The organism is Massilia orientalis (assembly GCF_030411975.2).
Lineage (GTDB): Bacteria > Pseudomonadota > Gammaproteobacteria > Burkholderiales > Burkholderiaceae_D > Telluria > Telluria orientalis.
Window position 1 is genome coordinate 17,924 of the sequence record NZ_JASNRB020000015.1, and the last position, 12,795, is coordinate 30,718.

At 61.9% G+C, this 12,795-nt stretch carries 8 protein-coding genes; all 8 read left to right on the forward strand.

The genetic code is table 11. From position 1 onward, the window contains the following. Positions 1–90: 90 nt before the first annotated feature. The 8 genes from QPK29_RS22545 (at position 91) to QPK29_RS22580 (ending at position 12,778) form a co-directional block, all read left to right on the forward strand. Positions 91–1,464 (forward strand): glycoside hydrolase family 5 protein, encoded by a 1,374-nt coding sequence (locus tag QPK29_RS22545; RefSeq protein WP_371771176.1) that lies wholly within the window; start codon positions 91–93, stop codon positions 1,462–1,464. 189 nt (positions 1,465–1,653) lie between these two features. After that, a complete protein-coding gene (locus tag QPK29_RS22550) occupies positions 1,654–3,072 on the forward strand; it encodes a nucleoside hydrolase-like domain-containing protein (RefSeq protein WP_371771177.1) in 1,419 nt (472 codons plus the stop codon). 159 nt (positions 3,073–3,231) lie between these two features. After that, complete coding sequence (locus QPK29_RS22555) at positions 3,232–4,437, forward strand: helix-turn-helix domain-containing protein (protein ID WP_371771178.1); 1,206 nt, start codon at positions 3,232–3,234, stop codon at positions 4,435–4,437. Between the two features lie 544 nt (positions 4,438–4,981). Next, complete coding sequence (locus tag QPK29_RS22560; RefSeq protein WP_371771179.1) at positions 4,982–5,770, forward strand: 3-keto-disaccharide hydrolase; 789 nt, start codon at positions 4,982–4,984, stop codon at positions 5,768–5,770. Positions 5,771–5,802: 32 nt separating this feature from the next. After that, complete coding sequence (locus QPK29_RS22565; RefSeq protein WP_400189833.1) at positions 5,803–6,618, forward strand: FAD:protein FMN transferase; 816 nt, start codon at positions 5,803–5,805, stop codon at positions 6,616–6,618. Then, positions 6,608–7,894: a Gfo/Idh/MocA family protein gene (locus tag QPK29_RS22570; RefSeq protein ID WP_371771181.1), complete on the forward strand. Its 1,287-nt coding sequence runs from the start codon at positions 6,608–6,610 to the stop codon at positions 7,892–7,894. Before QPK29_RS22565 ends, QPK29_RS22570 begins: the two co-directional genes overlap by 11 nt. Before the next feature lie 28 nt (positions 7,895–7,922). Then, entirely contained in the window at positions 7,923–9,311 is a 1,389-nt protein-coding gene (locus tag QPK29_RS22575) for a Gfo/Idh/MocA family protein (protein WP_371771182.1), read from the forward strand. Positions 9,312–9,652: 341 nt separating this feature from the next. Then, on the forward strand, positions 9,653–12,778 hold the full coding sequence (locus QPK29_RS22580; RefSeq protein ID WP_371771183.1) for a TonB-dependent receptor: 3,126 nt from the start codon (positions 9,653–9,655) through the stop codon (positions 12,776–12,778). The last annotated feature ends 17 nt before the right edge of the window (positions 12,779–12,795 follow it).

The window sequence follows — 12,795 nt, forward strand, 5'->3', positions numbered from 1 at the left end:
CCGTAGCTGTAAATCCCCAAGTTGTGCAATTTTTCGCTTTTTGCTAGCAATTTCGGGGGAAGCGATAACGGCCGTGGCGCGGACCTCGGTATGTTGACGCTTGGCCGGAAAAATATTCGAGGCCAACGGGTAATTTGTCAGCATGAATATTTCGAGGTTATTTTGAAGCTCAGCCGTCTACTGATATTAGTTGGAATCCTGTCATTAAACGTTGGCTGTGGCGGCGGCGCGGCCAGCACGAAGCCTGCGGCGTCGGCGCCGACGACGCCAACCGCAACGACGCCAGCGCCAACCACGCCAGCCCAGCCGACGCCGGTTCCGACAACGCCGGCTCCAACAACGCCGGCTCCAACAACGCCGGCCGCGGGTCTCTTTCCCGATTACAACCAGAATCCGATCGCGCCCGATGCTAGCGGCATGGGCAGCACCGCTGTCCAGCTTGCCAGCAAGATTCGTTTGGGGTTAAATATTGGCAACACGATGGAGGCGACCGGCGGAGAAACCGCCTGGGGCAATCCCCCGGTCACCGAGGCGCTGATCAAGGCGGCCAAGGCGGACGGATTCAACGCCATCCGGCTCCCGGTTGCCTGGGACCAGTACGCCAACCAACAGACCGGCAAGATCGACCAGGCCTGGATGGACCGCGTCAAGCAAGTCGTCAAATATTGCGTCGATAACCAGATGTATGTGCTCATGAACATCCATTGGGATGGCGGTTGGCTCGAAAGAAATGTTCAGCCCGACAAGCAAGTGGCCGTCAACGAGAAACAAAAGGCGTTCTGGACCCAGATTGCCACGCAAATGCGCGACTTCGACGAGCATTTGATATTTGCCGGCGCCAACGAGCCGGCTGTCGATACGCCCAACCAGATGCCGGTGCTCATGTCCTACCACCAGACCTTCATCGATGCGGTGCGCGCCACGGGCGGCAAGAATGCCTACCGTGTCCTGGTGGTGCAGGGACCGGCCGTGGACATCGATAAATCAGCGACGATGTGGACCGCCATGCCGACCGACACTGTCAGCAATAAGCTGATGTATGAGGTACATTTCTACCCGTGGCAATTTACTTTAATGGAAAAAGATGAATGGTGGGGCCATGCATTCTATTACTGGGGCAAGGACAATCATTCGACCACGGACACCGCCCACAATGCCGACCAGATGGAAGAGGCTTATGTCGATGACCAGTTCTCGAAGATCAGGCAGCAGTTTGTCGACAAGGGCATTCCGGTCGTGCTCGGCGAGTATGCCGCAATGCTGCGCACCAATCTGACGGGCGATGCACTGGCCCTGCATAAGAAGTCGCGCGTCTACTATATCAACTACGTCACCAGGTCGGCAGCGGGCCATGGCTTGTTACCGTTCTATTGGGATGTGGGCGGCCTGATCGATCGGGGCCGCAATAACGCAGTCCTCGACCCGGACCTGCTCGATGCGCTGGTGAAGGGCGCAAACCGGTAAGCTGCCACACGCACATCCGCATGACGTGAGTGGCTTGTAGCGGATGCGGTCCGGCTCGGCGCGTTCTTCGCCGGGCCGTTTCGTTTGGGCGGGTTCAGTTCCGGTCCTGCACACAGCCCGGCCAGCGAGACAGGCCCCGATTCAATACAGAGCAAAACAGAGATGATGCGATTACTTTCAATGACAGCGATGCTGACGGCCTTCCTGGTTTGCGTGCCTGCCCTTGGCGCTGCCGAACCCAGACAACGCCTGATTGTCCTCACCGATATCGAGGCCGATCCCGATGACAGCCAGTCGCTCGTGCGCTTGCTTCTATACGCGAACCAGATCGATATCGAAGGCATCGTCGCCACGACCTCGACGCATCAGAAGTCGCGCATCGCCCCGGAATCCGTCCATGCGATCATCGACGCCTACGGCCGGGTACAACCCAACCTGTTGAAGCACGAACCGGGGTTTCCGAAAGCGCAGGCACTCAACGCCGTGGTGCGCTCCGGCTCGCCAGTCTACGGCATGCAAGGTGTCGGCGACGGCAAGGACTCGCCGGGATCGGACGCCATCATCAAGGCCCTGGAGAAAAATGATACGCGGCCCCTATGGGTTGCTGTCTGGGGCGGCGCCAATACGCTTGCGCAAGCGTTGTATCGGATTCGCCACGACAGGACACCGGAGCAGGTGGCTCGCCTGGTGAAGAAGTTGCGCGTCTACACGATCTCCGATCAGGACGATTCCGGTTTCTGGATACGCACCCAGTTTCCCGATCTGTTTTACATCGTCAGCCCGGGCGGGTATGGCAATGGCACCTGGACCGGCATGCACTCGACCGAGCCCGGCTTCGACAGCACGGAAATAAGCAACGACTGGATCGCCACGCATATTCAACAGGGGCATGGGCCGCTGGGTGCGGTGTATCCGGATGTCTCTTTTGGCGTCGAGGGCGATACGCCATCCTTCCTGTCCTTGATACCGAACGGCCTGAACGCACCCGAGCATCCGGACTGGGGCGGCTGGGGCGGGCGCTACGAGTTCTACACGCCTGCGTTGAAAGATACCAATCCGGAAGGCTTCACTGGCAACGTACCTGTATTGCAAGAGCCTCATGCCATCTGGACCAATGCCGTGGACAGTTACCGGCCGATGGTCCACAGCGACTTCGGCCGCACCGTGCACCCCCACGACAAGGTCTCCACCGGGTACAGGACCACCATCTGGCGCTGGCGCAAGGATTTCCAGAACGATTTCGCAGCGCGAATGGCGTGGAGCACCAGGCCATACAAGGGGGCGAATCATCCGCCAATCGTCAAGCTCAGCCCTGGGGCTCGGCTGACCGTCAAATCCGGCGAAGGCTTCATGCTGAGCGCCGCCGGCAGCACCGACCCCGATGGAGACAGCTTGAGCTACCTGTGGTTCCAGTATCCCGAAGCGGGCAGCTACCGGGCCGAGATCAAGCTGGGGTATGCGGAAAACCATCATACCGTCTGGGGGCAGGCGCCAGTGGTCAGCAAGACGGAGACCGCCCACTTCATCGTCAAGGTGATCGACAAGGGCAGTCCGGCGCTGACCCGTTACGGACGCGTCATCGTCACGTTCGTGCCGTCCGCGCCGTGAGGTAGCGCCGGGGACGATCGATTTCTTGAGTGGGTCGAGGACATGAAGGCCGAGCCGGTGCCGCAAAAATTGCTGGGACCATCGATATGCCGCCTGTTATGATGCCGGGACCGTAGCCGTCAATACGTGTGGCGCCGAGAAAGCTTAGGTCCCTACTATATGCAAGAGTTCTATAAGAACGCGCTGCTGGCGCTGATTGTCCTGCTTCTCGTGGACGCGCTGGTGGCGGTGGTTTTTGTTTACCGGACGTATCCGACTCAGACGCTGTTACCGGCGCAAAATGGTAGCTCCCGCTGGCATTACGGAACGTATTCCGATGTGGCAACGGGCGGAGCGTCGTCAGTACGGCTGCACGACGCCTCGCGCGACCGGCTGCGCTTTGACTTCAAGCTCAAGGATGTTGCCCCATTTCCTTTTGTTGCCGCCGACCTGACCTTCAACGACGACAAAGGACGGCCGATTCACAAGGATTGGTCGAGGTTCCGCACCATTACCTTCGTTGCCAAATGTGCGCCGGCCACGTCGATGACGTTCGAGGTGTCCACCTTCGATGAAAAAATCTCCAAGCCGGGCCAGTTCGCAACCTACCGTCCACCCAGAACGTATTTTTCATGCAATGAACAGGGCATGCCGGTGACGCTCGACCTGGCCCGGCTGCTGATTCCCGAATGGTGGTTTCCTGCGATGAAGCTGGACCTGGCGCGCCAGGGCTATAAACTGGACAAGGTCCCGAAAATCCTGTTCGGCACCAGCATGGCCACGCCACGCAATGTCGACGGGTATCTCGAGATCAGCGAACTGGTATTGCATGGCCGGGATTACCGCTACCTGGCCGCGCTGGCGGTCATTGTCCTGGGTGGCTGGGTGGCATTCGGCGTGTGGTTTTTCCTGGCCCATTCGCGCGCGCTGCTGGCCAGCGTGGATACGAAAATGAAGACCAATCTGCCCCTGGTCGCCTATCGCCAGCTAACCCTGGAACCGTACAAGGACAAGGAAAAAGCATCGGTCTTGCGGTATATCGCCAGCACTTATACCGACCCCAAACTGGATCTCGAAGCCGTGGCGGCAGGGACCGGCGCGAACCGCTACAAAATCAATGAAGTGCTGAAATCCGAACTTGGCATGACCTTCACCGCTTACGTGAATAAACTGCGGCTGACTGAGGCATCCAGGCTGCTGACTCAGAAAAGCAGCGCCGCCGTGTCGGAAATCGCGTATTTGGTTGGCTACTCGAATGTTCCATATTTCAACAAGCTGTTCAAGGAAGAATTCGGCTGTACGCCGAAGTCATTCCGGATGCTCGCCGCCCAGCAGCCGGAGCAGGAACAGCCTGCCGACAACGCCGGGGCAGAAACACCCGTCTGAACCGCTCCCTCCCGAGCACGCAGTTCGGCCGGAGCGTTCCGGCCGCGCAGCCTGATCCTGCGCACACTTTTTCTTGTATCAAGTCGAGCAAGTGCATGTCAGCGTGATATTTGTCACGGTCAGCCCGGCCTGCTCGAGGTCCAGCAGACGGGAAGGCGACCAGGCCGATCATGCCTGCCAAGTGATTGATCAGCAGGGCCGCTGCCGCTGTTTCCGGACGCCGTAATTCGCGGCAGCCGAATTCGACTCATTTGTCATTAAAAGGTCATCACCAATACCTTTTTTGAACCAATCGATATACACAAAACATTGGTTCTAACTATTTTATTGAAATAGAGTGAATGAATGAGTGCCGGTCAGCATCGTGGTGCATTAACTCGGGATTACATCGAATCCTTGGTATTGACAAATGCGCCCGTGGATAGCGTCTTGTCATTTATTCCGTTATCCGGGTAGGGAATCGATTGCGGGTTTCCACATGTTGTGCTTGCGGCCTGCTGTTCAGCGTTTCGTACACATGGAGACTGTAATGCCTCGCTACCGAATGTTCGCGGCCATTCTCGCCGCCACGATGTTTTCCGCCTCGCCTTTCGCTCGGGCGCAACCCGGGCCATGTGCTGCCACCAAGGCGGCCATGGCGCTGACGCCCCAGCAAAAAGCGGAAGGCTGGACCGTGTTATGGGACGGCACCTCCACCGACGCCTGGCGCAGCGTGAAATCGGACAGGTTCCCGGAACATGGATGGCGGACCTGCGACGGCCTGCTGACGATGGCGGGGAAAGGTGGCGAGGAATCGCGCGGCGGCGGCGACATCATCACCCGCAAGCGCTATGCCGATTTCGAGCTCACGCTGGATGCGCGGCTCACGCCCGGCGCGAACAGCGGGGTCAAGATCTTCACCCAGCCGAATCTGGCACCGATCGACAAAGTGACGGGCAAGCCGGCCGCGGTGGGTTCGGCGATCGGCCTCGAGTTCCAGTTGCTGGACGATGAGCGTCATCCCGACGCCAAATTGGGACGCAACGGCAACCGGACCATCGGTTCGCTGTACGACCTCATTCCGGCCGCAAAGGACAAGGTCCCTGCGCCGATCGGCCAATGGAATCACGTGCGGATACTGTCGCAAGGGAAGACCGTCACGTTCTGGCTGAACGGCAGGAAGACCGTGGAATTCGAGCGCGGCTCGGCCGCCTTTCGCGAAGCCGTCGCGGCCAGCAAGTTTCGCGACATCCCCGGGTTCGGCGAATGGGCCGACGGGCACATCCTCCTGCAGGATCACGGCGACGAGGTTGTGTTCCGCAATATCCTGATCCGCGACCTCCACGGGAAATAAGCGACCCGATGTTTCACCGGACCTTCGCGTCGATGAACACGCGGCTGAGCATGGTCTTGCCGTCCACGGCAGACCAGGCCGGCGCGCGGCTTGCGGACGAGGTGCAGCGACTGCTGCGCGAACAGGAATCGATCATGAGCCGCTTCTCGCCCGATGGCGACCTGGCGGTGCTCAACCGGCACGCCGCCCGCGGGGCCGTCCCGGTGAACGATGCCTTGTGGACGGTCCTGGACGCCTGCATGCGGCATCACCGCCTGACCGGGGGCGCATTCGACGTCGCCCAGGGCGCGGGCCGCCCCGGCCATGGCATGCACCTGCTGGACCTCGATCCCGGTGCGCAGACCGTGCGCTTCACCGAGCCGGGGGTGCAACTCGACCTGGGCGGTATCGGCAAGGGAATCGCACTCGACCTCATCAGGCAGATCCTGCTCGAGCGACACGTCGGGCAGGCCTTTCTCAGTTTCGGGGAAAGTTCGGTGGCCGTGATCGGCAGCCATCCCGCGGGCGTCTGCTGGCAGGTCGGCGTCGAGCACATGTTCGAACCCGGGACGTCGTTGCACCGCTTCGACCTGCGCGACGGCGCGATGTCCACGTCGGGCAATCGTCCCGGCGAGACCCACATCATCGATCCGGCGAATGGCCAGGCGGTGACCGGCTGCAGGACCGTGTCCGTCGCCTGTGCCGGCGCCGCGGACGCCGAGGCGTTGTCGACTGCCCTGTTCGTGCTGCCGGCACGGCGCCGTGCGGAGGTGTTGCGTCGCTATCGGGGCGCGCAGGCCGTGGCGTTCGACTATGGCCTGGAGGGCGGGACCTGGCGCGTAGAAAAGGAGTGGCGATATGCGCAGTAAATCTTTGGACGACATGCGCCATGAGGCGCGGGAACGGCGACGTTTCCTGGCGCGCGTGGCGGGCGTGGTGGCAGGCTCGTCGTTGCTGAGCGGGCTGCCGTGGATGGCGCCGCTCCGCGCCCAGCCGGCAGGCGACGCGCCCTCGGACCGGGTGCGCATCGGCGTGATCGGCACCGGATCGCGTGGCAGCCTGCTGCTGCAGTACCTGCTGCGGACCCCAGGCGTCGAAGTCGCGGCACTGTGCGACGATTACCCGCCGCACCTGGCCGACGCCATGGCGGCGGCAGGCGGCAAGCCGAAGGCGTTCAGCGATTACCGTAAGCTGCTGGCGATGCCGGGGATCGACGGCGTGGTGATTGCCACGCCGCTGCATCAGCACGCGCCGATCTGCCTCGCCGCGTTCGCGGCCGACAAGCACGTGTTTTGCGAAAAGAGCCTGGCGCTCACGGTCGACGAATGCAAGGCGATCGCGCGGGCGGCGAACGCCAGCCCGCGGGTGTTCCAGGTCGGTCACCAGCGGCTGTTCAGCGCCACCTTCCTGCACGCGCACGAGCTGGTGCGCGCCGGGCGCATCGGGCCGATCACGCAGATCCGCGCCAGCTGGCACCGCAACAACGACTGGCGCCGTCCGGTCTCGGACCCGCGCCTGGAGCGCAAGCTGAACTGGCGGCTGTACCGCGCCAGCTCGGGCGGCCTGCTGACGGAGCTGGCGTCGCATCACCTGCAGGTCGCCAACTGGTATCTCGACGCGGCGCCGCTGTCCTGTGTCGGCTACGGCAGCGTCAATCACTGGAAGGACGGGCGCGACGTGTACGACAACGTCAATGTGCTGTTCCGCTATCGCGACGGCGTGACCCTCGTCTACGACTCGCTCACCAGCAACCGTCACCACGGGCTGGAAATCCAGATCATGGGGCCCAGGGGAACGATCGAAGGCGAGAGCGGCAGGTTTTACACGGAGGAGCCGCCCCCGGCGCCCGCCGTCGCGGCACTCGTCAGGCAAATCGGGCAGGGCAGGGCCGAAACGGTCGCTATCGGTGCGCCGAGCTGGAAGCCGGAAGCGAAGTCCGGCGAGGTCGGACAACAACTGCGGCAAGAACTGGGCGGCGGCGATGGCACCGAGCTGTCGATGGCCGCCTTCGCCAACGCGATCCGCCTGGGCCAGCGGATGCCGCACATGATCGAGCACGCCTACCGTTCCGGGATCGCCGCGCTGATGGGACAGGCGGCAATGGACGAGGGCCGCGAGATCGCCTGGCCCGGCAGCTATCAATAACGACAACCGACTACTACAAGGAGACACCATGTCGCAGCCGCTTTTCTCTACCCGTCGCCGTACGATCGTCAAGGGCGCCCTGGCCGCGATGGCCACGCCGATGCTGGCACAGGCGAAGGCATCCAATGGCAAAGTCAACCTGGCCTGCGTCGGCATCGGCAATCGCGCAGCCCAGGTCATCAAGGCGCTGCACGCAACGGGGCTCGCGAACGTCGTGGCCTTGTGCGACGTCGACATGGGCGCGCCGCATACCGTCGAGATCATCAATATGTTCCCCAACGTGCCGCGCTTCCAGGATTTTCGCCGCATGTTCGACAGGATGGGCAAGGAATTCGAGGCGGTCAGCGTCGGCACGCCCGATTTCTCGCATTTCCCGATCGCGATGCTCGCCATGTCGCAGGGAAAACATGTCTATTGCGAGAAACCGATGGGGCAAAGCTTCCGCGAAATCGACATGATGATGGCGGCCGAGCGCAAGTACAAGGTGGCCGCCCAGATGGGCAACCAGGGCCATTCGGAGGCCAATTATTTCCAGTTCAAGTCGTGGGTCGACGCCGGCATCATCAAGAACGTGCGCGCCATCACGGCGTTCATGAACAATCCGCGCCGCTGGCACGGCATGGCGGTGTCCGGATATCTGCCGCGGCAACCGGTACCGGAAACGCTGGACTGGGACGTCTGGACCGCGACCGGCCCTTACCATGATTTCAATCGCGGATACGTCAACGGCGACTGGCGTTCCTGGTTCGACTACGGCAACGGCGCGCTGGGCGACTGGGGCGCGCATATCTTCGATACCGCGCACGAGTTCCTGCAGCTTGGCCTGCCGACCGAAGTCGAAGCCGTGCGGCTGGAAGGGCACAGCCCCTTCATCTTCCCGCAGGCCTCGACGCTGGCGTTCCGGTTCCCGCAACGCGGTGCGCTGCCGCCGCTGGAACTGACCTGGTACGACGGCGTGAACAATCTGCCGCCGCTGCCGAAGAACTTCGGGGCCGGCGTCGTCGATCCGAGCGTGCCGCCGCCATCGAAAGGCAGCGCCACCGGCGCCGTGCTTCCGCCCGGGAAGGTCATCTACGGCGACGGCCTGACCTTCAAGGGCGGTTCGCATGGCTCGGAGCTCCAGGTCCTCGGCGACGCCGCGCGGGATATCGCGCTGCCCGCCGTGCCGAGGAGTCCGTCGAACCACTTCGCCAACTTCCTCAAGGCCTGCATGGGCGAGGAAACCTGCCGCTCGCGCTTTGCCGTCGCGGGACCCCTGTGCCAGACGATGGGGCTCGGCGTGATCGCCCAGCGGGTCAACGCCAGGCTCGCCTTCGACCCCGCGACGAAACAGATCACCAACCACAAGCTGGCAAACGCCCTGCTGGCCGGTATGCCGCCACGCAAGGAGTGGGAACAGTATTACAAGCTGGTCTAGCAATACGCACGCCGGATCGTCGCTTCCCGCGATACCGGCGTGATTTTCCACTGTTTGAATATTCGTCCGGTTGGCTTCTCCGCGATCCTTCGAGCTCACACGATTTCCTATTTCAAAAACTTCCCGTAGATGCGGAAGTTGTATTGGTCGATATAAACAAAAGATTGGTTCTTATATATTGGCTAACGTAAATTAGCAGAGCAGAAATGCTAATAAATAGTCTTCCATGTTTGCACGTTTTAAACATGGAAAGGAAATAGTGGAGACTTGAAAAACCAATGAATAACTATTCGAAATTTTATACGCGGCGCTGTCTTTCCGGAGGCCGCGACCTGTTTGCCATGACTGTCCTGGCGGGGCTGATCTCGAGCGCTTATGCGCAGACGGCGCCGGCACAGAGCGATCAGGCACCGGTACAGGGCGACGTGGTGCCCGTCGCGAACAAGGTCGAGGTGAAGGGCATTCGCTCGTCGCTGGCCATGTCGGCGCTGGAAAAGCGCGACAATATCGGATTGAGCGACTCGGTATTTTCCGAAGATCTGGGTAAATTCCCCGACCCGAACATTGCCGACGCGCTCGCACGCGTCCCGGGCGTGACGGTCACCCGCAGTACGCTCGACGGCGAGGGAACGAACATCTCGATCCGCGGCATGGGGGCGTCGTTCACCCGGGTGATCCTCAACGGTGCACCGATGGCGTCGGCCTCCGGTGGCGGTTACGGGAACACGCCGAGCGCCAATCGTGAAGTCGACATGGATTTCCTGCCGTCCGAACTGTTCCGCCGCGCCACGGTGTACAAGAGTTCGACGGCGAGCATGATCGAGGGCGGCATTGCCGGCGTCGTCGACATGCGCAGCGTGCGTCCGTTCGACAAGAGCGGCTTCCGGTCGGCATTCACACTCAGCGGCAATTATCGCGACCGCGACAAAAAGCCCGGCAACACGGGGTCCGGCGTGATCAGCAATACCTGGAAGACGCGCTTCGGCAAGGTCGGCCTGCTGGGCGGATTCGCCTTCGGGAATACCAAGTTTTCGACGGACGCGTTCCAGTCGGTCGACATGCGCAATTTCCAGCTGACGTCCAGCCAGGTCGGCCCGGGCGAAAAGGCGAATCCCACCAGCGGTGGCTCGCAATCGACGCCGGCCACCGTGCCCGCCGGCCTGCCGCTGAATTTGCTGCCCGATTATGCCCGCGCCGTACTTGTTCCCGGCAAGCCGATCGACCGGGCCATGTTGCTCGCCCTGAACCCCGGTGCGACGATCCAGCAGATCGACAACGGCCTGATGGGACGCCTGGGGCGCCATATGCTGAACTCCGGCGATCGCCATCGCAAGGGCGAGGTGCTCAGCGCGCAATGGCAGCCGAACCAGGACTGGATGCTCTACCTGGACACCATGTTTGCCCAGAAGGGCAGCAACGTCGTCCAGCAGGAGATGAACGTGGGTACGCGCGCTTCGACGCCGATTCCGATCGGGCTGGAGTTCGACCGGAGCGACTGCACCACCGGCTGCACGATTACGAAGGGCATCTTCGCCAACACGTTCTGGGGCCTGGAATACCACCCCATCAAGGAAAACACGCACTTCCAGAGCGCCAACCCGGGCTTCGAATGGCGTCCCACCGACAAGCTGACGATCGACGGCAACGTCAACTACACGCGCAGCTCCTTCTACCGGATCACGCCGGGCGTGCTGGTGGCGACGCAGTCCGCACCATCGGTCATCAGCTACGACAACACGACGCCGGACCAGCCGCCGACCTACACGGGCAATATCGACGTCAACGACCCGAATGCCGGCTTCGGCTGGTACCAGGCCGGCAACAGCACGTCCGGCCTGCGCCTGAACCTGTACCAGCGGTATAACACCACGCGCGGTTCGCGGTTCAACGTCGCCTGGGGCGACAGCGACTTTACCGTCAAGACCGGCGTCAGCTACGACGACATTGCGCGCCGGTCGTTCAGCTACGACCAGCAGCCGGCGAACGGCTGGCAGAACCTCACGTGCGGGAACAACATGAACGCCACGTTCCTGCCGCCGAATACCGGGATGCAGGGCACGTGCGACGGGCGCGTCGCGCCCGGCCCCGTTGCGGCCACGGCCTATCCCGGCTATGGCACGGGGTCGTCGGCCAATGGTGCGCAGCCGCTGGCCTACCAGGGTTCGGTCGTGCCGAATGCCGCCGTGGCCAATTATCTGCGAGCGACCAACCACGGCTTCGTCACGCTGGACTGGGCGAAGTTCGCCAAGGACACGAATTACCAGTACTTCGAGAACATGGCGAACCAGGTCGTCAACAGCGCAGCCGCCGGCAGCACCGCCAGCAATGTCGGCGGCTATCTCCGCGAGACCGTGGGAGCGGCCTATGTGCAGTTCGACGGTCGCGTGAATCTGTTCGGCCATGCCCTGCGCTACGACGCCGGCGTGCGCTATGTGCGGACGAGGCAGACGATCGGCGCATCGAACGTCGTGACGGATCCACGGAATGCGACGCTGGCGAACGGCGGCCTGTATCCGAACAAGATCGCGTTCGAGTACGAGACGAGGTACTACAACAACGTCCTGCCGGCCGGCGCCCTCGTGTACAACCTGCGCAACGACCTGCTCCTGCGCATCGCGGCGTCGCGGTCGATGACCCGGCCCGATCCGAATTCGCTGAAGCAGACCCGCTACGATACGTCGGACATCAGCCTAGCCAAGATCACGGTGACGAATCCGAACCTGAAGCCGTTCAAGTCAAACAACCTGGATGTCGGTCTCGAGTGGTACTACACGAAGGAAGCCTATGTCGCGGTGGCGGGCTTTGCCAAGGACCTGATCGATCGTCCGGTTACGATGAGCAACGTGATGTCGCTGTCGCAATACCAGCAGAAGTATGGCTACGCGGTCGCCCTGACGACGACGCAGCAGACGGTGGTGGACAACGACGGCGGTCCGGACAACCATATCGTCACGGTGTCCGAGCCGGTGAACATTGCCACCAAGCTGAAGGTACGGGGCCTGGAGCTGACCTGGCAGCAGCCGCTCGACATGCTGCCGATCAAGGGCTTCGGCTTCACGGGCAATATGACGTTCGTTCACCAAAAGGACTCCACGGCGGGGGCACCGCCCGTGGCAGGCGTCCCCGAGCGCACGAACAACCTGACCCTCTATTACGAGGGCAGGGGCTTCAACGTCCGCGTCTCGCGCCAATATCAGTCCTCCATGGTCACGCAGACGAACACGGGTATCAGCCCACCGGATGGCGCGACGGCATATGCGTACCAGTCCGGTCGCCAGTCGATCGATCTGTCGCTGGGTGCCAACCTGAAACAACTGTTCGACATGAAGAACAACCTGGACGTGACATTGAGTGCCTGGAACCTGAATAACGCCGTCAGCCAGAGTTATGTCCAGTTCCCGAACGCCATCTATGACCAGTACAAGCCCGGCCGCAGCTATACGCTGTCCGCGCGCACGTCGTTCTAAGGCTGGCCGGATCGCGT